This window comes from Bacillota bacterium, from assembly GCA_012727955.1.
Classification (GTDB): Bacteria; Bacillota; Limnochordia; order DTU087; family JAAYGB01; genus JAAYGB01.
Window position 1 is genome coordinate 48,269 of sequence record JAAYGB010000066.1, and the last position, 26,048, is coordinate 74,316.

Consider the following 26,048-nt stretch of genomic DNA (forward strand, 5'->3'; position numbering starts at 1 on the left):
TCTAAACCTCCCAACCCCATTCCTCCTTGGTGGTTTCATAGGAACCGATGGAGCGATCTCCATCGCCTCCCGATGAGCTACCCCTCTGCAGGGCCATTTGTACCTGCTCGTCCTCCCTGGCATCCCAATCCCGATAGGTACGCAGACCGTCGTTATACCAGTTACGCAGGATCCCCTCCAGATAGCTAATCCGGCGAATTTGATGGGCACCGGGTTCATTGGCTTGCACCCGGCGCTGGTGTTCGTTTTCCACGGAGAGAATCGCCTGGGCAAGAAGGGCCGGTTCCATTCCCTTCTCCCGCCAGTGATTCAGTTTATCGTAATGGGAAGGAGACATCAGCCCAATCACTCGATGATACTCATCAAACACCTGCTGCATGGTAAATTCCACAGAACCCGTTGTTTCGTAGTTAAAAGCCATAAGGCAGTCCCCTCCTCTCACTTCCCCAGACTCGCTGGGCAGTATCCCTTCACCGGTGTCGTCGATCGATTTCGCTGACACCCTGTTCGTAATCGAGAATGAAATATCCGTATCCGTTAATAATTGTGGTTTCTCCCAGCGTGGTAATTCGCTTTTGGTTATGGCCATAGTTAAGATGGGTATGACCATGAATAAAGTATTTAGGCTGATACTTGTTGATCAGATTCACATAGGTCAAAAAGCCCATATGGGTGGGATCGTCGGCGTCGTGGATGCCAAAGGGAGGCGAATGGGTAACGATAATGTCTAATCCCCGATGCCGCAGGGCGGCGCACTGCACCTTCCAACTCATCCGTCGCATCTGTCGCTCCGTGTATTGCAAGGAGTCAGGAGAGCCGCAAAATCTCGACCCTTCAAAGCCCGCCATCCGAATCTTCTTATGGGTGATCACGCGGCCGGCGAGATTCTCGCCCCCATCGGTATCTTGATCCGGAATCCAGGTATCGTGATTGCCCCGGACATAAAACAAGGGGGCATTAAAGCAGGACATCAAATAGGACAAGTACCAGGGCTGTAGATCACCACAGGAGATGATGAAATCGATGGGCGGAAAGAGATCCGGGTTGTAGTGTTCATACAGGCGAGGGTGAATATCATCGGCTACGATCAGAATCTTCACGGATATACCCTCCCACCTAACCAAATTCCCCGAGAACCAGTTGAGTGCCTACTGTTGATTTCTGGAGTTAGTGTCAAATTCCTGCCGCAGCATCTGCCGTATAGCCCCTTCACCTTCGGTTAGGCTAACCTAGAGGTGATATGCTTGGGTCAGACAGGATGTAGAATTCATGCAAGACAATGGGCACTTCCTTTGCTGCTTCTCCTTTTCATCCTAGTAGTGGCAACGCCATCATCTCAGGCACAGGGCAAGCTGTATGTGCTAATCGTTGATGAATTAACTTGGGACCAGCTCACCGATCAGCGTTATCCCACTCTGGCCGCTCTGGCCAAGCGCAGTTACGTGGCCTCAATGGTCACCAGAACGGCAGGGGCGACGACAACCCTTAACAGTGTAGCCACCATCGGAGCCAGCGGTCGCTCCTTTGGTACCGGCAGCATCCAGCTGGCCTTTAACAAAGATACGCCGTTGCAGACCCAAGCGGCGTCGGCAACGGGAACGGAGCTAGTTACCTCAGCCACCGATTCGCCCAATCGGGAACAGCAGCCGGCGTTAACGGCTGCCCAAATCTACGAGCGGCGCACCGGGAGATGGCCCCAGGGAGAAATCGTTAACTTGGGGATCGAGGATCTGCAGCGCCGCAATCAAGGTACGGAGTTTGGGGCGACCCCGGCGGCCTTGGGGACTGTACTGAGGGACAATGATGTAGTGGTGGCGTATCTGGGCAACGGTGATACCCATCACCCCAACCGTGCCCGATCGGCTCTTTTCATGGACGAGGATGGACAAATCCCACTGGGCAATGTGGAAGTGCCACCCGCCCAGGATCCAGTCTTTCCCTTTAGTTTGCGGACGGATTTTCTCTCATTGCGGGAGGAAATTGAAGAAGTCAAGGGGCAAGCCGACCTAATAGCCATTGAAATAACAGACCTAGCTAGAATTAACGGTACAGCCTCACAATACAGCGCCGCCCAGATCGAACTGCTCCGACATCTGGCCCTCACCCATCTGGACTACTTTGTCAATGAAATCACTGCACAGCTAGAAGGCAAGGATCAGCTGTTGGTGCTGGTACCCACTCCGCCCGCCTATCGGCTCAATGTCGGAGACACCCTAGTTCCCTTTCTGATCCATCGCCCCAATGGGACCGCTGGTCTGGTGGTATCTCCCAGCACCCGGCGATCGGGAGTGATCACCAATCTCGATGTGGGACCAACGATCCTAGCCTGGTTTGACATACCTGCCCCGGAACGCATGTACGGTCGCCGGGTCAATTTTGTTGATCACCCCAGGGCTTTAGAGCAAACCATCGAGATGCGGGATCGGATTGTTGCCGTTGCGGCCCAGCGTAACCACTTCTTGCGGGAACTGGTTTATATCAACATTGGGCTCTACATTGCCGCCACTTTATTCATTCTACTACCGGAGATGCCCCCGTGGTTCGGATATCTCCTGAGGTTAACGTTGCCCATTGCTATGTCTACGCCCTTAGCGTTATTACTGCTGCCTTTGGTGCAGCCAGCAACACCCACCCTAGCCTTGGTCTGGGCATTGGGCATCGCTGCCGCCCTTGCCCTTCTCATCCGGTTGTTGACCCGGCGGACCATCGGCGGAATCACCCTGTTGGCCGCCTTGACCTGTGCGGTAATCCTTTTGGACACGGTGACAGGCGCTAGACTGATGCAAAACTCTGTCCTCGGTTACGATCCTATGGGGGGTGCCCGGTTCTATGGAATTGGAAATGAATACATGGGCGTGCTGGTGGGGATGGCCATCATCGCCATTGCTCCCCTCGGGGACTGGTTGCCCCGCCTGCAGCGCCGAATACCACTGCTGGCAGCGGTGTGGTTCGCCCTAGTGGCGGTGGTAATTTCCGTTCCTGTCTTGGGAGCCAATGTCGGTGGCGGCATTGCTGCTGCCGTGGGGTTTGGAGCCACCTTTCTGCTACTGAAGGGAACTCGCTTTAGCTCCAAATTCCTCCTGGGGATTGCCCTGCTGCCCCTGGCGATGATCCTGATCAATGCTATCGTTGATACCGGGCTCATACCAACGGAGACCAGTCACCTTGGTCACACCCTGGGTTTGATCGGGCGGAAGGGTTTCAGTGAAGCCTTTACCATCATCAAGCGGAAGGTGGGAATGAATCTTAAGCTCTTCCGCTACAGCATCTGGACCAAAGCCCTCTTGGGAGCCCTGGCGGTCATCGCTTGGTTTTCCTACCGTCCCTCTCATTTGATGCTGCGCATCAAGGAAAGATATCCCAACTTGGTTCAGGGCTTTGCCGGAACCACGGTGGCAGCGACAACGGCCCTAATTTTCAATGATTCCGGTGTTGTTGCCGCTGCTTTGGCCCTAAATTACACCGCTTCGGTGATCCTGTTCTTCGGAGTCCAGATTGCTCTTCAGAACCGCTCACTGCAGGAACCCTCCTAGCAGGTCAGCAAGCTCAGAAACCCGATGGGCAACGCCCAGGAAGCCTGCCCAGATGAGGGCTTCTGCCCCTTCGAAGTTGACCAAGGTGTGCTGAGACAAATCCGGCTCAATGACAAAATCCGCCTGAGCGATCTCCCGGCGCTCGTTAGCCCTTTGTAACAGCAGGATAGATTGTGATACCACCTCGGAAAAGCTTTCCAGTGGACCGGTACTGAGCCGGCAGTTCAGGTCCACAGCAATTACAATATCCGCGCCCATCTCCCGCACCACCGACACCGGCACGTTACATACCAAACCGCCATCGGCCAGAATCCGGCCCTCATCAACCACAGGAGTATACAACCCAGGAACGGTAGAACTGATCCGCACCGCCCTGGCCACGGAACCCTCACGCAGGGACACCGCCTCACCGGTCCGCAGGTCTGTGGCCATTGCCGTCAGAGGGATAGTCAGCTGCTCAAAGGTCAGGTCTCCCAACCAACCCAATACCCAGCGTTCAATCCCTGCGGAACTGAGAAGCCCACCCCAGCGCCGCCAGCCCCCTGGTTGAAGCATGAAGAGCCAATTGGTGTCAAAGGCAATCTCCAGCAGTCGATCCAAGGGAATTCTAGCTGCTGCGGCAGCTCCGGCGATGGACCCGGCACTAGTGCCGGCAATGTAATCAAGGGGCAAGCCCAGAGCTTCGAGGGCTAAGAGGACACCGACATGGGCCAGTCCCCTGGCGCCGCCTCCAGCTAGGGCCAACCCGATCTTCGGCCGAGATGGAAGGCCTTTGAAGCGCTGGATTTGCTCCCTGGTTTCGAGGGAAATATCCAGAGGATATTGTTCAGGTCTTCTTCGCTCCGTCTCTAGGTGTCTGGGCACAGGTCGTCCCTCCCGAATTGGTCCTCAAGTTCCCTTTGTGGTATAATGACCCAAGGTGTCAGTCGCTTTTTCTAGGGGGAGTTCACCATGGATAATCACTTCTTTTCCGCTGAGATCATCGATCGGGCTTACCAGATTCTAGCTACAACCACTCCGCTCTCCTTTGACTGCGGCCGGCTATGCGGCAGCATTTGCTGCAGCTCCCAGGCTCCCGGTACCGGAATGATCCTCTTTCCCGGCGAAGAACGCCGCTACCCCAAAACCTTGCCCTGGGCGGAAATCGAAAAGTACCGTCACATTAGGGTTAATTCTCCTGAGCTGCCACCAGATGTAACCGATTTCGATCTTTACCTGCTGCGCTGCCATGGAGTCTGCTCCCGGGAACAACGACCCCTGGCCTGTCGTGTCTTTCCCCTAGCCCCCCTCATCACCGAGAATGGTGTGATCCGGCTGGTTCTTGATACCGATGGCATGGAAATATGTCCCTTGGTTCACCAGGGGCAAATTAATCGCCTTCGTACCGGCTTTGTCCGGCAGGTCAGACGAGCCTTTCAGCTGTTGGCAGAGGATCCCCGGATTCGGTTCTGGATGGAAATGGAATCAACCCGACGAGCCCGGCAGATGCAAGAGCCATGGCATCGACTGGTAGAACTGTAGAATACAAACCTTGTAATTAAGGGCCTGCAGCTTTCCCAAGCGGCAGGCCCTTGTTGATTGCCTATTTTTGGCAATTAGTGTCCATTAGAAATCTTCGCCGGCATTTTCTGCCCACAGATCCAAGAAGTTCTTCAGATCGGTGAAGCTGGGACTGTGCATGTTACGCACATAGAAGCCGGAGGTACCCGTTCCCATCACCAAGGCGGACTGGGGATCGAGACCCAGGGCCAATCCCAGGCTGAATCCAGCATTGAAGTTGTCTCCAGCACCGGTGGTGAGCCTCGGCTTGGAAGTATAGGGTCCATCGGTGGAATAGACCTGCCCGCCGATATAGCAAGCCGCGGAGTTGGTGGGATGGACAACAACGCCGTAAATACCCATGGCCTTGCCAACGGCCTCGGTGATCTCCTCGAGGGAGACATTCTCCGGAGCGTCGCTGAGTTCAACACCCAGTACTTCGGCAATTGCCGATGCCTCTCTGCGGTTCAAGCCCAGTACAGCGCGGCCAAAGTTGTTGAACTTCTTAATGGCTTCCATCGCCTGACGAATGTCCTCATTGCTGCGCTTTGCCGGGTCGGCCAGGTCGAAGAAGATAATCGGATTCTCCTCCAGCTTAGTGTTGGGCAGAACCTCGGTCAACATCTTTTCCCACAGCTCTGTCATGTAAGGAAGCATCGTCCAGTTGACAAAGGCGATGAGATGCTGGTTGCGCAATAGATCCTTGAACCGGTCCAAACCAATATGTTTGAGGATATTATCCCAATTGACATCATTCATGGAAATGGTCTTGCCAAGCATCAGCTTTCCGTCCGCGAATTCCAGGGCATCAGTGTGACCGGGTTCGCAAATGGAGATAGCTTCTACCGCCTTGTCAGCCATATCCTTGAATACCGGATGGATATCGGGATAACCAATGGCACCGATATATGTAACCTTGGTATCATAGGCAAGCAGGGCATTGGCCATGATGGGACCGTTGCCACCTAGCTTAACCTGGCGAGGAACCAACTCAACGTTGGCGGACAAACCCGCGGCCTTACCTAGGCGTTCTGCGAAATCTGAGATGGTCTCAACTCTGGTGTACTCCTCGGGGCTTTGACGTTTGTCGACAACGTCGATAATCTCATCAACAAAACCATCAAAACCAAGGAACATATTCAGTTGGTCCGGTGTCTTATCCACCTGATCCAAGGCCTGTCTGGCGGTTTGGATTCTAGTCTTTAGGTCCATGTTACAAGTGCCTCCTTCGTACTGTTTAGCCTTCGCTGATGAACTCGTCCAAGAGTACTCTATTCATCTTGTGGCGCCCTTTTACCTTCCTAGCCAAGGGAAAACTCAGGAAAAAGCCGAGTTGCCGAGAAACTCCTGAAGAATCGACGTTTTCGGCACATCGTCCGGGGCCAAGGGCAAAAAGTAGCTGAGGAACTTCAGCAACCGCTGCGCCTCAGAATACTGCTCACTGGTGGGGGGAATTTCCCTAAGCAGCGGCTCAACCAAGGGCTTGAGAACCGCTAGTTCATAGGGCAAAGCGGAATTGAACATTACATCGGCATTCTCCTGGAAGGGAAAGATATTCCGCTCTTCACCTCGGCGAATCCGAGTCCACATGTTCAAGGTTGCCTCCGCACTGTGATTGCGGAACTGGTAATCTCGAAAGATTCTCCTAATCTTGCGCACATCGGTGGTGGGAATTCGGTTGTGGGCATCGAGATTTAACTGAGTTAAGCAGCTGATGTAGATTTTGAACTTATGGGCCGCGGGAATGCTTTCCGTCAACCGGTCATTCAGCCCATGAATTCCTTCTAATATGATGGGCTGGTCGCTGCTAATCTGCAGGGTTCTCCCTTCATACCGGCGACGACCCTCCCGGAAATCAAAGGTGGGCAGATTAATCGGCTCACCTTGAATCAACTTTGCCAGATCGGAGTTGAACAGTTCCAGGTCGATGGCCTCAATGGATTCAAAGTCATAGTGCCCCTCTTCGTCTCGGGGTGTTTTCTCTCGGTCCACAAAATAGTCATCCAGGGAAATTGCCACCGGTCGCAGGCCGTTGACTCGCAGATGTAAGCGAAGCCGTTGGGCAAAGGTTGTCTTCCCCGATGATGATGGCCCGGCAATGAGAATCACTCGGGTTTCGCCATTCTTGACGATGAGATCGGCGATCTCCATTGTCTTCTTTTCATGGAGCGCTTCCGAGACAAGAATCAGTTCCTTGATGTTGCCGGTTTTGATTATCTTGTTCAAGGAACCGACATATTCTACCCCCTCTACCTGACCCCAGCGCTCTGCTTCCCGAAAGATTGCCGCCAATTTCGGCTGTTCCTTGTAGGGTGGAATCATCTGGGGACTGTGGCGAGCAGGAATCTGCAGGATAAAGCCTGGTAAATAGAAGTGCAAACGAAAGCTAGAGATATAACCGGTACTGGGAACTACGTAACTGTAGTAATAGTCCTTGAAATCCAGCAGCGAATACATGGTACAGGTTTGGGCCTCGCTGCTGTTGGACTGGCGTCCCTTGAGAAGTTCCACCTTATCCCATTGCTCTAAAGAAGCAAAGTAGTCCAGAGCCTGTTCTAAACTCACCGTCTCCTTGCTGATAGGCAGATCTGCCTCTACTAACTCACGCATTCTCCCGGCAATCAGCTTAATCTCCTCGGGACCAATGGGAGAACTCCAATGAATTTCTCCATACAGACCGTTGCTTAAGGAGTGCTCGATGGATACCTGTGCTCCCGGGAGGACATCCTGGGTGGCCTTGAGGAGAATCATCACCGCGCTCCGCTGATAAATCCGTTGACCCGCGGTGCTCCGCAGATCAACGAACTCCACGGTACAGTCGGAGTCAAGGGTGGTATGCAAATCCAGCAACCGATTATCCACCATAGCCGCCACGATAACCCCGGTTTCCGGAGTGACAAATTCCTTTGCCAAATCCTCAAGCCGGGTTCCAGCGGGAACTGTCAGAGACTGATTACCCGGTTTGACAATGACATTGACTGTTGCCTCTTGGACCATAGCCACCACCACCTGTTAGGGGATTGGTACAAAGAAACAAGGAGCGAGTCCTTAGGATTAGGTTTTGCCTTAGCCTTGGCAATATCCTGCCAGTTTGTTAGAATACCGGGATCGCCATCGCCGGCGCTGCCAGGGGTTTCAGACTATCGGAGACGGCAGCCACAGCTTCATAGGACCAAAGGACCTTGCCCTTGCGGTCTACTAAAAGCACGTCCTCCAGGGCAGCATCGGTGATCAGCGTCAGCTCCGACCCAAGCCTCGTGGCGTGAACGGGCCGCTGTAACGGCATCCTTTCATCGGCCACGGTAACAGTATCGAGCTTCCAGACAATTTTCCCGCTACCATCGATTTCAAGGACTTGCCCTTGACCAGGATCGCAAACCAAGTATTCCCCCGTTGCTAACCACTCCACACAAACAGGCTCAATCAAGATTACTTCCGATTCCGTCAGGCCCTCGGCCCCATGCTGACGGACAATGTTACCCTGCCTATCGGTCTCTAACACTCTACCATTGAGGGAATCGGCGATGAGGATATTCCCGTTGGCCAGGGGTTGGGCCCAAGTAGGTCCATAGAGGAGAGTTTGTCGGCCGGGAAAATCCCTCTGACCAAAGCTCCAAATTACCTGCAGACGGTCCCCCGGGGTTGAGATGCCCCCCTGACCATCGGCCAAGGCCGGCGCCGTGCCCCCTTGCGACGCTATCTCCGCCACCCAGTGTTGACCGCCATCGGCGTAGAGATAATTGCCGGAATCCAGCTTGAAAGCCGAGCGAATCACCGGCAACTGTCCCCTGCCTTGATCTTCCGGCAAAACTCGGGTGACCCTAGCAACTTGGAGAGGAGTGTACTCCACTATCAGACCCTGAGAGGCATCGGCCACAACAACCCGATCGTCCTGACAGTGCTGGACAAAAAGCGGTTGGGACAGAAGCCCCTCGGATATTTCTCCAAGTTGTCCCCTTTCACCGGCTGACCAGACTAGAGTTCCCTGCAGAGTACAGCCAAAGACCCAGTGATTACCGGCATCGGCGATAAGGATTATCTCCGGCAGGTGAAGGGCAGTATCCTCGTTGGCAAAGGCCACAAAGGAGCCGGCAACGCCCATTATTACCAAGAAGATTAATGATAGCTGACATACCGAGCAATGTGAGCAAAAACCCATGAAGGATCATCCTCAACCAGTCGCAGCTTGCAGCTGGGACGTGGGATTCTCCTTCATGGCTATTCCAAATTACCGGAAGATATACCACGGGAATTGGTCTTGGTTAACACAACCTAGAGCAAAGGCCGACGATTAGTTCTCAGGTTAACTCCGATCCGAAAAACAGAACCCGTCAAGACAACTCCGGCAGCAATTGCTCCGGCTAAGAACAGGGTCGTAGTGGCGCTGGTGATGCCCCGTTCCCATTGGGACTCCAGAAAATATAACATCGTCAAGTAGGCGTCGGCTCCCGGGACCAGGGTAATCAGCCCCGGTACCAAGAAGGCTGTCACGGGAGCTCGAAATCTCCGGGCGCAAATCTCACTGCCCAAACCCACCGCAATCCCACCAAAAAAAGCACCGACGATTCGATTGCCGGGAAAAAGAGCCATTCCCACCAGATAACCGCCCCAGGTTCCCGCTCCCACGAAGCCCCCAGCCAGGAGATAACGACGGGGAACCTGAGCGACAACGCCGTAGGAGTATCCGACGACAAAGCTTGCCAACAATTGGAGGAGCGCTTTCATGACTATACCACTCCCCCTAGGCCAAAGACTGCAGCCACACCAACGGCGATGGCTAGAGCCACCATGAGAGCTTCAGCGGCGCGACTTACCCCTGAAACCAGTTCTCCAGACATCACGTCACGCACAGCACCGGTGATAACCGCTCCCGGCACCAATACCATAAGCCCACCCAGGATTACTGCATCCCGACTGCAGGTCGCCGAAACCGTGGTGGCAATTAATCCCCAGATGGCGGCAATCACCCCACCCAGGGACGAGCGGAGAAACATATTAACTCCCCAACGCCGAAGAAAATAAGAGCTAGTAGAAAGTGAATAACCACACAAGAGAGCAAAGAGCATATCAAGGGCTTTACCTTGGAAGAGGTGGGCAAAGGCGCCACTGAAGATTCCCGCCGCTATCGCCACCACGGCCGGAGTGTAGGCTAACCGATTCCTTTTTACGGCGCACAGCTTGTCCCAGGCCTGAAAGACATCGCTTTTTCCTTCGGCCAGGTCCCGAGACATACTGTTGATCGCGGTAATCACCGCGATATTGTTCTCTATGTAGCGAATTCGGCGCACCGTTGTGAAGGAGGCACCATCGGCATCCTCCATCGCGGCAAAAAGACCCGTGGGAGTAACAAAGGCATCAATCTTCTTCGCTCCTACGGCCCGGCCAATTCGCTCAACGGTATCCTCCACCCGGGCTGTCTCCGCCCCTGCCCCCAACAATTCCACACCGGCCTCAACGGCTAGCCTCCAACCCAGACAAATAACGTCGGTGCTCGGTGCAGCTGCAACCTGTTGTTTCATTATAGTATCTCCGTTTCTTTCCATGATCCTTCCCATCCTATTATCGGGCTTTCGCCACCCAGGGTCAATATCTCACCGCTGTCAGCGGAAAAACAAGGGTCTTTGCCAGTTTCCGCCGAAACATCCTAGGGATCCCTGGTGCATTGTTGCTGATGGTTTCGGGTATAGAGACACATGGAGAGTTTCCAGGAAGAGGTGCTGCATTAATGACCGATAAGTTTCACGTGCTGTTGCTTTTTGACCTAGATGATGAACAGATCGGGGAAATTGAGGCTGTGGATAGTAACATCGTGGTGCACAAAGTTACCGCCGATGAGGAGCCAACGGAACTATTAAGCAAAGCCAAAGCGATTTTCGGCTGGCCGCCTGTGGAGTGGCTAAGTCAAGCCAAGGAGCTGCAGTTGCTGCACTTGCCCAGTGCTGGAGCCGATCGCTACACTGATCCAGCGATCTTTGCCAACCCCAATGTGGTGGTCACTAACTCCTCGGGCGTCTTTGGAATTCCCATCGCCGAGCATGTCCTAGGCATGTGCTTGGATTTTGCCCGGAAACTGTCAACCTTCGCTATTGCCCAAAGACAGCGCCGTTGGCAGAAGCTGGAACTAGGCGAGCTGTATGGCAAGACCATGGGAATCGTTGGCCTGGGAGATATTGGCCTGGAAACCGCCGCCCGGGCTAAGGCCTTTGGCATGCGAATTGTCGCCAGCAAGCGCACCCCTGCCCCCTGTCCCGATGTAGTGGATGAATTGTATCACGGCCCCACGGCCATCCAGCGGGTGATGGAACAAAGCGATTATATCGTCCTTGCCCTGCCGGGAACTAGACACACCGAGGGGATCATCTCCCGGGAACTGTTGTCGGCGTGCAAGCCTGGGGCCTTTATCGTCAATGTCGGGAGGGGTAAGATTATCGATGAGGAGGCTTTAATCGAGTTCTTGCAGTCAGGAAGACTGGGAGGGGCTGGACTAGACGTTTTCCATACAGAACCCTTGCCTGCTGACAGTCCCCTCTGGGATCTGGACAATGTCCTGATCACTCCCCACAACGCCGGAAGTACGCCAGAACACGGCCGGCGAACCACTGCGATCTTCACCGAGAATCTCAGGAGGCTCTTTACCGGCGAAGAGCTGCGAAACGTCGTTGACCTCCAGCTTGGCTACTAGACAAAGGACCACCTAAGTTTAAGCGACCTTGCCCTATAGGCTAAGGTCGCTTAGTACTTTGGACCACCACGGTACCCACGCCGGTAACGGCCTCGATGGCAGCGGGCAGCTGACTCACGGAAGCATCAACCCAATGCTTCTCATCAACGATGCATGCCACATTCTGTTCCTTAAAGACCAGATACACTGGATGTTCCCCGCGATGGTTGACCAGCACTTCTCGTAGGGTATACAGCTGCTCAGGATCGGAACCAGAGACTTTGATCCACAGCTCCAAGGTGTTTGGTTCAGCGGGCTTGCCATTGGAGCTCAAGGGCTGAGCTTCCTTCAGCAGTTGAATCCCGTTGACAATCAGACGAGCCTGGAAGACCTCCTCGGTTTCCTCCTCTTCGGTCTCCCCCGCTGCCCCCGAATCCGTTGTCTGCGCTGGTTCATCGATTATGGAGTCATTTCTCCCCTCTACTAGGAGGGGTTCATGGCTGTCCAAGAGGTCCTTATACCTTTGCCAGGTTCTGGGAAAAATCGTCAAGTCGATGGGTCCGCTGCGGTCTTCTAAGGTGGCAAAGGCCATCTCATCGCCCTTCTTGGTGGTTATCCGCCGCAGCTCGGTAATGACACCGGCCACCTGGACCTTGGCTTCGTCGGGTTGTTTACTCAGACTGCGGGAATCGACTATGTCGAGGTTCGCCAACAGGTCCTGATACTGATCCAAGGGATGTCCCGAGAGGTAGAAGCCCACCAACTCCCTTTCATCCTGCAACCGGACGGAGACCGGCAGTTCTTCGATCTCGGGCAAGGGCAGTTCCGTATCTAGTTCGGAAAACCCTGTGGCAGCAACATCAAAGAAACTAATTTGATCTTCGTGGGAGCTAGCTTTGTTCCCCAACTTGAGGGCGTCATCGACTATGGCGAGCAGTTGTGAGCGCTTTGCCCCTAGACTGTCGAAGGCACCTACCTTAATCAAACTAATCAGTACCTCTCGTCCCACGGAAACTCGGCTGCAGAAATCATATAAGGAGGAAAAGATTCGCTTGCTCCGCTCCTTGACTATGGCTTCCACCACGGATTCACCGACGTTTTTCACTGCCGTCAGTCCAAAGACGATGCTTCCATCGGACCTGGGCACGAAAACCTTCTCACTGGTGTTCACGTCCGGCGGCAAGACGGTGATCCCCATTTCCTGGCATTCCTGTAGGTATTCACCGAGCTTGATGTTCTTGTTCTTGGCCATCACCGAAGTCAGTAGGGTAGCCATATACTCCGATGGGTAATGCACCTTCAGGTAAGCAGTCTGATAGGCCACAAGGGCGTAGGCACAGGAATGGCTCTTGGGAAATCCGTAATTGGCGAATTTCTCAATATCAGCATAGATATCGGCCGCCAGTTTGGCGTCATACCCCTGCTCCACCGCTCCATCGATAAACCGCTGCCGCTGCTCCTCTATAATTCTGGCAACCTTCTTCCCTATCGCTCGCCGTAACAGGTCTGCCTCTCCAAGACTCATACCGGCAAAGCGGTGAGCCACAGCCATAATCTGCTCCTGATAGGCCATGATCCCGTAGGTTTCCTCGAGGATCGACTGCAGATCAGGATGGGGCCATTCCACCCTCTCCTGTCCATGGCGGCGTCGAATCACCGTGGGGATATACTGCGCGGGTCCGGGCCGATACATGGCATTGAGCAGGGTGAGATGCTCCAAACTCTCGGGCTGAAAGTCCCGCAGCATCTGACGCATCCCTTCAGACTCAAACTGAAAGACCCCGGCGGTCTGCCCCTGGCTAAAGAGTTGAAACACCTTTGGGTCAGACAGATCTATCTCATCGATGTCCAGGGTAATCCCCCGGAGCTTTTCAATCCACTCCAGGGTCCCTTGGATGACCGATAGATTCCGCAGCGCCAGAAAATCCATCTTCAGGAAGTTCATATCCTCTAACACGCCCATGGGATATTGAGTGGCGTACTTTGTTACCACCTTCTGTCCCTCGGGCTTGTACAAGGGGATGTCTTCCCTTAAGGGGCGGGGGGCAATTACCACGCCCGCGGCATGGGTAGAAGGATGACGGGGAAAACCCGCCATAAAGTCGGCAATCTCGATGACCTCTTTCGTCTCCTCGTCGGTGTCAAAGACACTCTTCAGCTCCGGTGATTTCTCCAAGGCATCGGGCAGTGATTTGGCATCAAAGGGGATAGATTTGGCAATCCTATCTGCCTTGCGCAAGGGTACCCCCAAGGCCCTGGCTACGTCTCGGACGGCAGCCCGAGGTTTCAAGGTCCCGAAGGTGATGATCTGGGCCACTCGATCAGGCCCATACTTATCGATGACATACCGAATTACTTCATTACGGCGGTGGTAACAAAAGTCGATATCGATGTCCGGCAAGGTTACCCGCTCGGGATTGAGGAAGCGTTCAAACAACAGACCATAGCGCAAGGGATCGACATTAGTTATCTCCAAGGAATAGGCTACCAAAGAGCCCGCGGAACTCCCCCTCCCTGGACCCACCGCGATATTTTGGCTGCGGGCAAAGCGAACAAAGTCCCAAACAATAAGGAAATAGTCGGCATACCCCATCTGGCTAATGACGCCCAGCTCATATTCTAACCGCCGAACCACCGGATCGCTCAGCTCTCCGTAACGCCGCATCGCCCCCTCCCGGGCCAGATGCTCCAGGTATTCATCGGCGCTTTTAAACCCGGGAGGAATGTCAAATTCCGGAAGATGGATGGTATCAAAGTCCATCTCTACGTTGCTGCGTTCAGCAATCACCAGAGTATTGTAGAGAGCTTCGGGATAATCGCCAAAGAGCCGATACATTTCCTCGGCAGACTTGAAATAGGCCTGGTCCGTGGCCATCCGCATCCTGTTGGGGTCGTCTACGGTCTTACCCGTTTGAATACAAAGCAGAACATCATGATAGTAGGCATGTTCAGGGCGAAAGTAATGATAATCATTGCTGGCCACCAGGGGAAGCTGGTTCTCTCTGGAGATCTGCACCAAGCCGGTGTTGACAATTTGCTGTTCCTGCAGTCCATGATCCTGGAGCTCCAAGAAAAAGTTGCCCTTACCCAAAATCTCCTGGTACCCAAGGGCAGCCCCCTTGGCGGCAGAGTAATCCTGGCTCAGCAACAACTGCCCAACTTCCGAGCCGATACAGGCAGTTGATCCCGCCAAATGGCCCTGACCATAGGTTTCAATCAGTTCAGCCAGGAGTATTTTATCAATGCGGGGCTTGTAATACATCTCGCTGGAAGATACCAGCTGGTAGAGCATCGACAGGCCGATGTTGTCTAGAGCCCAGAGCACCAGATGCCAATTGGCATCGTCGCCCTGGTCCTTTTCCTTATCGAACCGGGAGCGGGGGGCGACATACACCTCTACTCCGGGAATGAATTTGAAGGGTTTGCCTAATTTCTCACTGAAACTTTGCGCCAAGCGATAAGCCTGAGCCGTCCCATACATGGCTCCGTGATCCGTTACCGAGAGTGCAGGCATGCCCCACTCGATGGCTTGGGGAATAATCTCCTCCAGCCTCGCTGCCCCATCTAGCAATGACCAAGGGGAATGACCATGAAGGTGTACGAAGTTACCACCCGCAACCACGCCGGTATCCTCCTTTCAGAAAAGGTCAAATGATGTAGTTACACACTCTAATCCACCGAGAAGCCAGATATTGCTGTCACTGCCGCCCGTCCCGTAATGGGATCCTGCTGATCATAGTCAAAGAGATACCAAGGCCCCTCTCCAAGGATTGCCTCTGGTCCAGTCTTGTCCAGTCTAATCTGTACAATGCGAAGGTGCCGATCAATCTGCCGATTCGGCAGGCCCTTGAGCGCAGGGATAAATTTCTCCTGCCAACGGGGATCTCCAATGAGCCTGTGGTAAGTGTCGCGGTTTCTCAATTTTAGATCCCGAGGTTTTGACCCCAGCACCGGCAAATCTCGCCGGGGCTCCTTGGCAGCGTAGTCATAAAGCATCGCTTCCAGTGTCCAAGCATCTTTTCTGTGCCGCTCTCGGAAAAACTCTGCCAAGAAGCGGTACAAATTGTACTGCTTGTGGGCCACGGAAAAAAGCCCTCTGTCCAGCCAGTACTTGGCAAAGTCTTCCAAAAAAGCCATGAAACTACCGTCATACAAATGAGTAACCACCAAATCCAAGGTGAGATCAAAGCGATGGGTGTTGTAGTAAGACTCTACCAGGAGTTCCACTTGCTTTAGGTATCGCAGATCATCATAGGACATGGTTGGCGTTGTCAATATCTCGTAGGGAGGTTGTCCTTGGTACACCAGACCCAGCTCTTGGCTGTCATACCACAGCCCCGACCCCTTCAAAACCTTGAGGAATCCCAATTGGATCCTGGTGGGCTTGAGGGAAAAAACCCGATCCAAAGCTTGTCCAAACTCCGGTAACGTGTCCTGTGGCAAACCGGCGATCAAGTCCAAATGGGTTTCAATATTCCCCCGGTTGGTCAGTGTCGAGACCGTCTCTGCCAACTTGTTCCAATCCTGGCGGCGGGAAATAACTGCCAAAGAATCCTCTGTCGTGGTCTGGACTCCAATCTCAAACTGGAATTTCCCGGCTGGAACTGTGGCCAGTAACTGGAGCATGTCGTCGTCCAGCAATTCCGCATCGATTTCAAAGTGAAAAATGCTATCGCCGGGCAGGTCCCGCATAAAGCGCCACAGCTCCATAGCCCGCTCCTTGTGGCAGTTAAAGGTCCGATCAACAAACTTGATTTGAGAACATTTGTTCTCCACTAAGGCGCGAATCTCCTGCTTCACCCGATTTAGAGGGAAGTATCGCACACCCCTGGAACGAGAGGAGAGACAATACCGGCAGGAAAAGGGACAGCCGCGACTGGTTTCTAGATAAACCAGCTTGTTTTCCAGATTTTTCAGGCCTTCTTCAGAGTAGGCTGAGGGAACCTGGGACAGATCCTTGATGGACTCCGGCGGGTTACTGGCAATTGTTCCATCGGGCAACCGATAGGTTAATCCCGGGATTCGGCGTAAACTGCCGCTTCCCTCCGTTAAGTAGGTCAGCAGCTGGGGAAAACTCTCTTCTCCCTCGCCACTAATGATGAAATCTATGTCGCCCTGGGCCGCTAGGAGACTGTCAGCATCATAGCTAACCTCGGGACCCCCGAGGATAATCTGGCAGTTGGGCCAGATCTGCTTGATCATTGTCGCCAACTCCAGGGTCTGGGTAATGTTCCAGATGTAGCAGGAAAAGCCCAAGATATCGGGCTTTTCCTCGTAAATTCCGCTTAGGATGTCTAGGGGTGGCATGTTGATGTGATACTCTTGGGTCTTAATGTTGATGGGGAGATGGCGGCAAGCCTCCCGCAGGTACCGCAAAGCCAGCGATGAGTGGATGTATTTCGCCGTCAGTGTAGCTAGAACTAGCTTTGGTTGTAGATCCTTCTTAGTCATGGGAATGTCGCCTTCTTTTTTCGTCAGTAAGATTTATTCTTCGCTTTCGTTGGAAATTCCGCTGCCCCTACGTAGTTTTTCTACCACGGGGCGGGCCAGAACCAAACTCTGGGGCGGAACACTTTCGGTCAGCCAAACATTACCACCGATCACCGACCCCTCACCCACCACCGTATTCCCACCGAGCACCGTGGCCCCAGCGTAGATGGTCACGTTATCTTCGATAGTTGGGTGGCGTTTTTGCCCCTTAATCACTCGTCCGTCCTTATCCTTGGGGAAGCTCAAGGCGCCTAGGGTTACTCCCTGATAGATCTTGACGTTATCGCCGATAATTGTGGTCTCACCGATCACTACTCCCGTGCCATGATCAATAAAGAAACTCTTGCCAATGGTGGCTCCGGGATGAATGTCAATGCCCGTCTTGCTGTGGGCATGCTCGCTCATTATTCTCGCCATCAAGCTATAACCTAGTTTTGCCAGTTCGTGGGCAATCCGATGCACGAAAATAGCATACATTCCAGGATAAGCCAAGATGATCTCATCGTAGGACTTCGCTGCGGGATCCCCATCGTAGGCGGCCTGCACATCGGTCATCAGAATATCTCTGATCGCCGGCAGCTGCTGCATAAAACTGTGGGCGTCTTCGATGGCTTTGACCATTACCTCACACTGCTGTCCCCCGGCAATACAGTCGTCTTTGCACTCATGGCCCTGCGAGTTATGCAGGAGCCTGACCAGCTGCCAATAGGTGATCCCGATTTGCTCCAACAAGCAGATGGGACTGGTGCACTTTCCCGTTCGACTGATGAAGTACTTGGGAAACATGAGCCAGCGGAGATCCTCTAGGAGGCTAACCACTTCCTCGGGCTCAGGAAGAAGGGGAGCCTGTCTTTCGATGTCCTCATGGCTGCGAATCGAAGCCATCAGTCTGTTGGCTACGTCAGTCAAATCAATATCGTTGGCAAAATGTGAATAGATCATTTTTTCCTCCAACCTGATTACATATCATAATTTACTTTGACTCCAGCCCGCCTGTTCCCTTCCCGAGAGCATCGGCTGAGGTCTCTGTCCTTTCTTTCCCTCCGCAGCCCAGGACCAAACCGGCCACCAAGTTGTCCCCACATAGGAAAGCCTTCCCATTTTGATGGGAAGGCTCATAAACTTACCGTGTTTTCCCGATACCCTTTGCCACCTCTTAGTTGCTTGGTCCGGGAATCAAGTTGCGAAAGAGTCGTTTGGTCGAACGGACTGCGTTTTGGATCCAAGTCCCCTTCTCTACTTCCTGTTGGGCTAACAGGGGAACACGAGATAGCTCCATCTGATCCTTACCGGCGATGAGATAACCCACCGTGGTACCTTGCGGGATGGGAGCCGTCAGACTATCTTCATCCCACTCAAACCAAGTGGTCACCTGATCCTCTTCACCCCGCCGCACCCCAACCGACAGGTCCCGAGCCGGCGCAACCTCCACAGCATCGACATTACCCCGATGCACTTCAACCTTGCCTAGGATCTGCCCCTTGCGCGCCAGGTTGACGGCTGTATAATGCCGGAAGCCGTAATTGAGCAAAGCCGTAGTATCCTGGGTGCGGGCCTGGGCTGTAGGGGAGTTTAGTACCACAGAGATCAGGCGGAGATTGTCCCGTTGCGCGGTGGCTGCCAGGCAATAACCGGCATCGCTGGTCATCCCTGTCTTAATTCCATCAAGACCGGCATAACCGTAGCGACGCCCTGAACCCAAGACCCGATCCAGCATAGTGTTATAGGAGTAGAGATGGGGTTCTCGGCTAGAATCCTGCCGCATCGTGTATTCATAGGTGGAAACCAGCTCCAGGAAATTGGGTACCGTCAGGGCGTGTCGGGACAGTAGGGCCAGATCATAAGCTGAAGAGTGATGCTCGGCATCACCGAGCCCCAACACCCGGGGCGGTAGTCCCGAAGCATTGGAAAACACCGTATTATCCATCCCCAATTCTTTGGCCCTCTGGTTCATCATCGCAGCGAAATTGGCCTCTGAACCGGCAATATGCTCTGCGATGGCTACCGCGGCGTCGTTGGCCGAACCTACGGCGATGGCATAGAGCAGATCCTTTACCGACATCTGTTCCCCGGTCTCCAGCCAGATTTGCGAACCACCCATGCTCTTGGCATACTCACTGGCGGTAACAACATCGTCCCATCCCAGCAAGCCATCTCGAATCTGCTCCAGGGCAATAACCATGGTCATGACCTTAGTGATACTGGCCATGGGCAATGGCTGATGACTGTTTTTCTCGTAGATAATATCTCCGGAGGAATACTCCATCAAAATTGCTGCCGTGGCAGAAACATCCAGCTCCTGTGCCATCGCGGGAAGCACACCGATGACGACAAGGAGCAAGGCCAACCCGATGGCCATCATCGGCCTCAGTTTGTTCATGAAGATCCCCCTTTTGAAGACCCAAGTCGCAAAACACAGTTAATTTCTATGCCCCACGCCCCTAGTATATGTCCCTTTACTCTGCGGCAATGCGCTCGAGCACCAAGGGAGAAGAATCAGCTGCTTCGGAAAAACCAAAGGCCTGTTGCACTAGATCCACTAATGCCTGCTCGATGGGCTTGGCACTATGTAGTGTTGCCAATGTCTCTCCCCTTCTGCATAGGTCATCCACTTTTTTGTGCAGCAAAACTCCAGCACTTAAATCGATGGCGTCATCCTTATGGCGTCTCCCAGCGCCGAGGTGCATGGACACGTTACCTATAGTCCTGGCATCAAGGCCGGCAACATAACCCTGATGATCGCTCTTAACCTCAAGACGATAGGTCGCCTGAGGCAATAGGCTGAAGTCATCGATAACCCCAGGATCTCCTCCCTGGGCAACAATTAGTTGGCGAAACTTATCGAGGGCTGCTCCCGAGGCAATGGCTTGGTCCAACATATCCCTGGCCTGATCGATAGAATCTGCCTGCTTAGCCATTACCAACATCTCTGAACCCAAGGTGAGGCACAACTCCGTCAAGTCGCTGGGTCCCTGGCCTTTTAGAGTCTCAATTGCCTCTATCACCTCAAGGCTGTTTCCCACTGCGTATCCCAAGGGCTGATCCATCGCGGTCAAATAGGCAACCACCGAGCGACCGGCTCCCTGACCGATCCCTACCATCGTCTCTGCCAGCTCCTGGGCCTGGGACAGGTCCTGCATAAAGGCCCCGGAACCCACCTTGACATCAAGTACAAACCCATCGGCCCCAGCAGCCAACTTTTTGCTCATAATTGAGCTGGCAATCAAAGGGATGGAGTCCACCGTGGCGGTGACATCCCGGAGACTATAAAGCTGTTTGTCTGCCGGTGCCAGGGATTTGGTTTGACCGGCGACGGCAATCCCGATATTGCGCACCTGCTGGACAAATTCCTCTGTAGACAACTCACTGGAAAACCCAGGAATGGCGGCTAACTTGTCAATGGTTCCTCCGGTATGACCCAGCCCCTTACCGGACATCTTGGCAACGGGAGCTCCACAGGCTGCCACCAGAGGACCTAACACCAGAGTAGTCTTATCCCCCACTCCCCCCGTTGAGTGCTTGTCCACTTTAATTCCCGGTATTCCTGAAAGGTCTAAGGTGTCGCCGGAATGCACCATGGACATGGTCAGATCAATGGTTTCTTGACGGGTCATTCCCTGAAAGTAAATCGCCATGCAAAGGGCTGACATCTGGTAGTCTGGGATTTCGCCAGCGACATAGCCCCGAATCATGAAGTTGATCTCCTCGGTGGTAAGGGCCTGTCCGTCGCGTTTTTTCTCCAAGATATCGACAAAGCGCATTGCCTTCACCTCTCAGCTACGCAACTGGGAAAGAAAACTGACCCCAGGACCGGGATTGGTCACAGAAAAAAGTTCCGCCAGTGTGGCTGCCACATCGGCAAAGGTGGCCCGGACACCGAGGTTGACTCCGCGGCTTAGATTCCGCCCATACACCAGTAGGGGCACATATTCCCGGGAATGATCGGTGCTTTCCGTCGTGGGGTCACAGCCATGGTCAGCGGTAATCACCAGGATATCATCATCGGATAGCCCTGCCATCAGTTCCGGTAGCCGGACATCAAATTCCTCTAGTCCCTTGGCGTATCCCGCCGGGTCATTGCGATGGCCCCAAAGGGAGTCAAAATCAACTAGATTAGCAAAAATCAAGCCGGAATCGATCTCTGTCATTAATTGCAAGGCAGCATCGACCACCGCCATATTGCCGTGGGGATGCTCTGACCTAGTTATTCCTTGCCCGGCAAAGATGTCCTCTATTTTGCCAACGGCACAGACTTCGTATCCTGCCTGGGAGAGATGATCTAAAATCGTTGGTCGTGGTGGTTTGAGACTGAAATCCCGACGATGGGCCGTTCTGACAAAGCTACCGGGCTCACCGATAAAGGGTCTGGCAATTACCCGACCGACTCCATGGGGACCGGTCAACAGGTTACGGGCGATCTGGCACATGCGATACAGCTCATCCAGTGGGATAATCTCCTCGTGGGCCGCGATCTGAAAAACGCTGTCAGCCGAAGTATAGACAATGGGATACCCTGTCCGCAGGTGCTGTGGCCCTAAGTCTTCAATGATTTCCGTTCCCGAGGCCGGGATGTTGCCCAACACCCGACGCCCGATGGCCTCTTCAAAGGATGTAATTACCTCGGGAGGAAAACCTTCGGGATAGGTGGGAAAGGGCTTGTCCAGGGGCAAACCGGCAATTTCCCAATGGCCGGTGGTGGTATCCTTCCCAGCTGAGACTTCCGCCATCTTTCCATAGCAGCCTAGGGCTTCAAAGACCGGTGCCACGCCTTGAATGGACGCAATATTACCCAATCCTAACTGCTGCAAATGGGGCAATGATAGCCCGCCAACGGCCTGGGCGGTATTCTGCAGAGTGGCACTACCTTCGTCACCAAACAAATCAGCATCGGGCAACGCCCCGATCCCAACACTGTCGAGGATAATTAGTACAGTCCGAACGCCCATAACATCCCTCCGTGTTATCCGTAAAAGATGTACACCCTCGCCAACTCGATCAAAGTAGGAGTGATATACCCTTCGATGAAGGCCGCTCCCACCAGGCCCAAGGCTGCCATCAGGCACAGCAAAGTGGTACTGAGAAACTGGTAATACATGTTTTCCTGGCCATTACCAAAGAGCTTACGAATCGCAGCCAAGGAAAAGGACAAACTGGCACCCGCGGCCACCACCACCGAAGGCAGGATCACTAGATTGTGGGGAACGATAGCTACGGCCGCTAAGGCCACACCCTTGTATACCATCTGGTCGACCAAGAAACCGACGGAAAAACCAATGACAAATCCCCGCAGAAACAGCAAAGCGACTATCAGGGGTGAGCCAATCAAGGAAAGGCCCAGGATCCACATTAAACCCGTGGTCTTGACCACGTTGTCGATAATCGACTGACGGGCAATTTCCTCCGGAGTAATGGGATCACCAGTGTGGGGAGTTTGGAAAAATCCTTGCAGGAACCCCATTAGGTCGGACTTCTGATTCTGGGGTAGAGTTCTGGCCGCCAAGGCTCCCGCAATGGCCCCCATGATCATTACCATTCCCAAGAATAAGAAGAGTATCGCCCTGCGTCGAAAATATCCGCCCAGTCCCGATGTTGAATATCTCATGCCAGTCGGTCCTCCCTCTTAATGCCCAAGCTATACCCCATAATATGAGGGGATGTACACAAATATGAGAGAACCGGCGGGACTTGCCTTAATTAGTAAAGTTCCGAGGGAAGGTAACAATGATCGTTATACCCAATGACCCTGGGTTCCTCACCGGGTTTTCCCCTGACTTCACTGGTACTGCAGTTGAAAATTCGCACATGTCTTGACAAGAGGGGATCGATTCCCAGCAAATTGGAAATCAAAATCCGGATCAGGCTTCCATGACTGAAGACAATACCCAGTGAGTTGGGGTGCTCGTCGATGAGCCGGAGCAAAGCCGTTTTGGACCGGTGTAAGACCTCTTCCTGGGTCTCTCCTTCGGGAACCCGAGTTCGAAAGGGATCGGCTCGGTGTTGTTTCTCTACTTCGGGATACTTGATACCGATCTCATCCCAAGTTAGCCCTTCCCACACCCCAAAGGCAATCTCCCGCCAGGCGGGATCCAGTTGAATTGGCGGGATCTTCAGTCCCTCGGTGGCAATGCGAGCCGTCTCCCTTGCCCGCTCTAAGTCCGAAGCCACAACGAACTCGGGAGTAGGTAGGTCAACACCGATCCGCCCCCGCAACCACCGACCCAGGGCTCTGGCTTGAGCCTTACCGACCTCACTCAAGGAAGTATCGGTCATCCCCTGGCACCGCCCCTGTACGTTCCAATCGGTCTGTCCATGTCTAATGAGTAAAATCCGTGTTGTCATCTCTTCAGCTCCTGTTCTGTAAGTAGAGCAGCGGTAACACCTGTGATGTCAGTCTGCGATATCTGGCAGGACCTTGCCGTATTCCCCGCCACCCCCGTGGGCGATGGCTAATTTCCCAGTTCTGGCTCCCTGAATGCTCCTGGCTAGCTTCGCTCCCACCACTTCCGCCAACTCCTCTTCTGACGCCCGATGCAAGACAGCCATCTCACTGCCAAAGCGCTGAATCAAGCGCCGGAGGGTCTTAGGCCCCACTCCCGGGACAAACTCCAAGGGTATCTGATAGTAATAAGGGGGCCGATGGGCTGGGGTTGGCAGGTCGGTACCGATATACCGAACCCGATCCAGTACACCCCACAGGATCCGATCACTGCCACACCGACTGCAGTTCATCGGTGGGCGATACTTGTCCACCTGGGCACCACAGCCCAGGCATCGGCTGCGGTGGAATTTTCCCAATCGGGGGTCTAGTCCATAATTGGCTATCACCCCTCTGCCATCCTGCCTGAATAGCGCCTTTTTCCATTCTGTGAAGGACAACTCTTTCATCATGAGCACATTGTATTCTCGGGCAATCTTGGGAAGCGAATGGGCATCGGAATTGCTTAGAAAGCTCACCGAAGTAAACTCAGGGATGGAATCGCCCATAGCGGTGTCGGCACTGAGGCCCAATTCGATGGCCGCCAGGCTTTGTATCTGCTTCCTAGTAAGTACAGTGGTAACAGACTCAGCCATATTGCCCAGCAGTCCCTTATAGGGGGTGAAGACGTGGGCAGGGATCAACAGCCCCCCCATCTGGGCCACGATGTCAAACCACTGCTGGGGTGTCCCCGCCGCCCTTTGAGAGCTGAGATTGATATTGGTTACCGCCGCACCAAGGCGCTTACTAAACTCCTCCATCTGCTTCAATGTGGGCATGAAGGCCAGAAAGTGGGCCGAGCCTCCCCTGTCGCCTCCCAGTTCAAATTCCGCGGCCAAAAGCACCAAGAGCCGTTCTTGATACAACAGGCCTCCACCGGGGATCTCCTTCATATGGCACTGGTCAACTAGACTGTGCAAATCCTTCAGGACCAGGGGAGAAGCACAGTCGACAACCCCGATGATGTCAAGGCCCTTAGACATTAGGGCTTCCTTGGCAATGTTTGCTAAAGTAAGATTAGCGGCACTGGGAATCTTGACGATTTGGTCCAAATTGTTTCGCCCAATATGAATATGAAAGTCTCCATAGTAGATTTTCACCCTTGGCAGCCTCCCATTGGCGCTAGACGCCTACTTCTCTCACAGGCTTTCCCAAACCCGGCACCTTTACCTTCCCTATGCTCAATCCTTGTTTCACCATCGACGCTGCCATCTCTCCAACGCAGGTGAACCAAAGCCTGATCTAGAATATAAAAGAGATATTGTATACAGCCCATGCAACCGAGATTAGGTTTCGTATAGGAGGAAATTTAGATGCTGGGATACTTGTTTTCTGAGGTAGGGAATGCCAACCTGCAGCAGCTTCCCAATCCAGTGATCGGTGAATCCGACGTCTTAATTAAAGTAAAGGCCTGCGGGATCTGCGGAACCGACATTCACATTCTCAAAGGTGAGTCCAGTTCCACTCCCCCGGTGGTCTTGGGTCACGAGTTTTCCGGTGAAGTGGTTGCCGTCGGTTCACTAGTTACCACCGCAAAAGTCGGCGATCGGGTTTGTATCGACCCCAATATTTTCTGCGGCCTGTGTCACTACTGTCGTAACGGCAAGGAGCATCTTTGTGAAAACCTCACCGCGATTGGAGTCGACATCCACGGAGGCTTTGCCGAGTACGCCGTCGTACCCCAGACTCATGTCTACCCCTTGCCTGCCAATGTCAGCTACGCGGCCGGTGCCATGGTGGAACCAGTGGCCTGTTGTGTCCGAGGCATGGATCTAGCTAAAATCAGGCCTGGAGATGAAGTGGCAGTACTAGGAGCCGGTCCCATTGGCTTAATTCTCGCTCAAATGGCCAAAGCCGCCGGTGCAGTGGTGACCATCAGCGAGCCCAATGAGGAAAAGGTAGAGCTGATCACCAGCCTTGGCTTTGATCGCATCCTCAAACCCCAGGATCTACCACCAAACAGCTTTGATGTGGTCATCGAGGCAGTGGGAATTCCTGCCACCGTAGAGCAAAGCATCGAAATCGCCCGCCGGGGCGCCAGAATTGTGTGGTTTAGCGTAGTTGCCCAGGGAGCCAAGGCTCAGATCGAACCCTATAAAGTCTTCCAAAAGGAATTGACCATCTGCGGCTCCTTTATCAACCCCAGCACCCACGCCCGAGCTATTAAGCTAATCGCCTCGGGCCAGGTCCAGGTGGACCCCCTAATCACGCACCAATATCCCTTGCAGGAGATCGAAGCTGCCTTTGCCAAACAACAGGATCCCGAGTCTGCTAAGGTGATCGTTGTTCCCAACGAAGACTAATCGCTAGGCAGAGACGCAAAAATAGCAAAATAGTAAAAAGGATTGTC

21 protein-coding genes are annotated in these 26,048 nt (G+C 53.6%); 4 read left to right on the forward strand and 17 right to left on the reverse strand.

What is annotated here, in order from left to right:
- Position 1 precedes the first annotated feature (1 nt).
- Both GX030_10865 and GX030_10870 read right to left on the reverse strand, forming a co-directional pair.
- Positions 2-421, reverse strand: a complete 420-nt coding sequence (locus GX030_10865; protein NLV92874.1) for a DnaD domain protein — start codon at positions 419-421, stop codon at positions 2-4.
- 49 nt (positions 422-470) lie between these two features.
- The gene (locus GX030_10870) at positions 471-1,100 is read right to left on the reverse strand and encodes a metallophosphoesterase (GenBank protein ID NLV92875.1); all 630 of its coding nucleotides are present in this window, start codon (positions 1,098-1,100) and stop codon (positions 471-473) included.
- Positions 1,101-1,244: 144 nt separating this feature from the next.
- Here GX030_10870 and GX030_10875 point away from each other — a divergent pair, with 144 nt between their 5' ends.
- Positions 1,245-3,533 (forward strand): hypothetical protein, encoded by a 2,289-nt coding sequence (locus tag GX030_10875; protein ID NLV92876.1) that lies wholly within the window; start codon positions 1,245-1,247, stop codon positions 3,531-3,533.
- Here the strand turns inward: GX030_10875 and GX030_10880 are convergent.
- On the reverse strand, positions 3,513-4,397 hold the full coding sequence (locus tag GX030_10880) for a hypothetical protein (GenBank protein NLV92877.1): 885 nt from the start codon (positions 4,395-4,397) through the stop codon (positions 3,513-3,515). The two genes, GX030_10875 and GX030_10880, sit on opposite strands and share 21 nt — an antisense overlap.
- 87 nt (positions 4,398-4,484) lie before the next feature.
- Here GX030_10880 and GX030_10885 point away from each other — a divergent pair, with 87 nt between their 5' ends.
- Entirely contained in the window at positions 4,485-5,054 is a 570-nt protein-coding gene (locus tag GX030_10885; GenBank protein ID NLV92878.1) for a hypothetical protein, read from the forward strand.
- 84 nt (positions 5,055-5,138) lie between these two features.
- Here GX030_10885 and GX030_10890 read toward each other — a convergent pair whose 3' ends face one another.
- The 5 genes from GX030_10890 to GX030_10910 all read right to left on the reverse strand — a co-directional run bounded on the left by GX030_10890 (position 5,139) and on the right by GX030_10910 (position 10,591).
- Positions 5,139-6,284 carry a hypothetical protein gene (locus GX030_10890; protein NLV92879.1) on the reverse strand — a complete coding sequence of 382 codons (1,146 nt, stop codon included), beginning with the start codon at positions 6,282-6,284 and terminating at the stop codon, positions 5,139-5,141.
- 105 nt (positions 6,285-6,389) lie between these two features.
- Positions 6,390-8,069 carry a nucleoside kinase gene (locus tag GX030_10895; GenBank protein ID NLV92880.1) on the reverse strand — a complete coding sequence of 560 codons (1,680 nt, stop codon included), beginning with the start codon at positions 8,067-8,069 and terminating at the stop codon, positions 6,390-6,392.
- 97 nt (positions 8,070-8,166) lie between these two features.
- Entirely contained in the window at positions 8,167-9,231 is a 1,065-nt protein-coding gene (locus GX030_10900; protein NLV92881.1) for a hypothetical protein, read from the reverse strand.
- A gap of 113 nt (positions 9,232-9,344) precedes the next feature.
- Complete coding sequence (locus tag GX030_10905) at positions 9,345-9,797, reverse strand: threonine/serine exporter (GenBank protein ID NLV92882.1); 453 nt, start codon at positions 9,795-9,797, stop codon at positions 9,345-9,347.
- A gap of 2 nt (positions 9,798-9,799) precedes the next feature.
- Positions 9,800-10,591 carry a threonine/serine exporter family protein gene (locus GX030_10910; GenBank protein ID NLV92883.1) on the reverse strand — a complete coding sequence of 264 codons (792 nt, stop codon included), beginning with the start codon at positions 10,589-10,591 and terminating at the stop codon, positions 9,800-9,802.
- A 206-nt stretch (positions 10,592-10,797) separates the two neighbouring features.
- Here GX030_10910 and GX030_10915 point away from each other — a divergent pair, with 206 nt between their 5' ends.
- The gene (locus GX030_10915) at positions 10,798-11,754 is read left to right on the forward strand and encodes a D-2-hydroxyacid dehydrogenase (GenBank protein ID NLV92884.1); all 957 of its coding nucleotides are present in this window, start codon (positions 10,798-10,800) and stop codon (positions 11,752-11,754) included.
- Between the two features lie 40 nt (positions 11,755-11,794).
- Here the strand turns inward: GX030_10915 and GX030_10920 are convergent, their stop codons facing one another.
- The 9 genes from GX030_10920 to GX030_10960 all read right to left on the reverse strand — a co-directional run bounded on the left by GX030_10920 (position 11,795) and on the right by GX030_10960 (position 24,807).
- A complete protein-coding gene (locus tag GX030_10920; protein ID NLV92885.1) occupies positions 11,795-15,355 on the reverse strand; it encodes a DNA polymerase III subunit alpha in 3,561 nt (1,186 codons plus the stop codon).
- A 47-nt stretch (positions 15,356-15,402) separates the two neighbouring features.
- Entirely contained in the window at positions 15,403-17,184 is a 1,782-nt protein-coding gene (locus GX030_10925) for a DUF4080 domain-containing protein (GenBank protein ID NLV92886.1), read from the reverse strand.
- A 33-nt stretch (positions 17,185-17,217) separates the two neighbouring features.
- The gene (locus GX030_10930; protein NLV92887.1) at positions 17,218-18,165 is read right to left on the reverse strand and encodes a serine acetyltransferase; all 948 of its coding nucleotides are present in this window, start codon (positions 18,163-18,165) and stop codon (positions 17,218-17,220) included.
- Between the two features lie 214 nt (positions 18,166-18,379).
- On the reverse strand, positions 18,380-19,603 hold the full coding sequence (locus tag GX030_10935; GenBank protein NLV92888.1) for a D-alanyl-D-alanine carboxypeptidase: 1,224 nt from the start codon (positions 19,601-19,603) through the stop codon (positions 18,380-18,382).
- Between the two features lie 76 nt (positions 19,604-19,679).
- Positions 19,680-20,984 carry a pyrimidine-nucleoside phosphorylase gene (locus tag GX030_10940; protein ID NLV92889.1) on the reverse strand — a complete coding sequence of 435 codons (1,305 nt, stop codon included), beginning with the start codon at positions 20,982-20,984 and terminating at the stop codon, positions 19,680-19,682.
- A gap of 12 nt (positions 20,985-20,996) precedes the next feature.
- Positions 20,997-22,169, reverse strand: a complete 1,173-nt coding sequence (locus tag GX030_10945; GenBank protein NLV92890.1) for a phosphopentomutase — start codon at positions 22,167-22,169, stop codon at positions 20,997-20,999.
- A 14-nt stretch (positions 22,170-22,183) separates the two neighbouring features.
- Positions 22,184-22,825: a stage II sporulation protein M gene (gene spoIIM / locus GX030_10950; protein NLV92891.1), complete on the reverse strand. Its 642-nt coding sequence runs from the start codon at positions 22,823-22,825 to the stop codon at positions 22,184-22,186.
- Positions 22,826-22,917: 92 nt separating this feature from the next.
- The gene (locus GX030_10955) at positions 22,918-23,562 is read right to left on the reverse strand and encodes a histidine phosphatase family protein (protein ID NLV92892.1); all 645 of its coding nucleotides are present in this window, start codon (positions 23,560-23,562) and stop codon (positions 22,918-22,920) included.
- Positions 23,563-23,610: 48 nt separating this feature from the next.
- The gene (locus tag GX030_10960) at positions 23,611-24,807 is read right to left on the reverse strand and encodes a TIGR00375 family protein (protein ID NLV92893.1); all 1,197 of its coding nucleotides are present in this window, start codon (positions 24,805-24,807) and stop codon (positions 23,611-23,613) included.
- Positions 24,808-25,011: 204 nt separating this feature from the next.
- On the opposite strand from GX030_10960, the gene GX030_10965 reads away from it, so the two are divergent.
- Positions 25,012-26,001, forward strand: coding sequence for a zinc-dependent alcohol dehydrogenase family protein (locus tag GX030_10965; protein ID NLV92894.1), 990 nt, complete (start codon positions 25,012-25,014; stop codon positions 25,999-26,001).
- Positions 26,002-26,048 lie beyond the last annotated feature (47 nt).

Bases quoted from the DNA above. Each gene is read 5' to 3' on its own strand.
- GX030_10865 (NLV92874.1), bottom strand. From the start codon at position 421: ATGGCTTTTAACTACGAAACAACGGGTTCTGTGGAATTTACCATGCAG.
- GX030_10885 (NLV92878.1), top strand. From the start codon at position 4,485: ATGGATAATCACTTCTTTTCCGCTGAGATCATCGATCGGGCTTACCAG.
- GX030_10890 (NLV92879.1), bottom strand. From the start codon at position 6,284: ATGGACCTAAAGACTAGAATCCAAACCGCCAGACAGGCCTTGGATCAG.
- GX030_10895 (NLV92880.1), bottom strand. From the start codon at position 8,069: ATGGTCCAAGAGGCAACAGTCAATGTCATTGTCAAACCGGGTAATCAG.
- GX030_10900 (NLV92881.1), bottom strand. From the start codon at position 9,231: ATGGGTTTTTGCTCACATTGCTCGGTATGTCAGCTATCATTAATCTTC.
- GX030_10905 (NLV92882.1), bottom strand. From the start codon at position 9,797: ATGAAAGCGCTCCTCCAATTGTTGGCAAGCTTTGTCGTCGGATACTCC.
- GX030_10910 (NLV92883.1), bottom strand. From the start codon at position 10,591: ATGAAACAACAGGTTGCAGCTGCACCGAGCACCGACGTTATTTGTCTG.
- GX030_10915 (NLV92884.1), top strand. From the start codon at position 10,798: ATGACCGATAAGTTTCACGTGCTGTTGCTTTTTGACCTAGATGATGAA.
- GX030_10925 (NLV92886.1), bottom strand. From the start codon at position 17,184: ATGACTAAGAAGGATCTACAACCAAAGCTAGTTCTAGCTACACTGACG.
- GX030_10930 (NLV92887.1), bottom strand. From the start codon at position 18,165: ATGATCTATTCACATTTTGCCAACGATATTGATTTGACTGACGTAGCC.
- GX030_10935 (NLV92888.1), bottom strand. From the start codon at position 19,603: ATGAACAAACTGAGGCCGATGATGGCCATCGGGTTGGCCTTGCTCCTT.
- GX030_10940 (NLV92889.1), bottom strand. From the start codon at position 20,984: ATGCGCTTTGTCGATATCTTGGAGAAAAAACGCGACGGACAGGCCCTT.
- GX030_10945 (NLV92890.1), bottom strand. From the start codon at position 22,169: ATGGGCGTTCGGACTGTACTAATTATCCTCGACAGTGTTGGGATCGGG.
- spoIIM (NLV92891.1), bottom strand. From the start codon at position 22,825: ATGAGATATTCAACATCGGGACTGGGCGGATATTTTCGACGCAGGGCG.
- GX030_10955 (NLV92892.1), bottom strand. From the start codon at position 23,562: ATGACAACACGGATTTTACTCATTAGACATGGACAGACCGATTGGAAC.
- GX030_10965 (NLV92894.1), top strand. From the start codon at position 25,012: ATGCTGGGATACTTGTTTTCTGAGGTAGGGAATGCCAACCTGCAGCAG.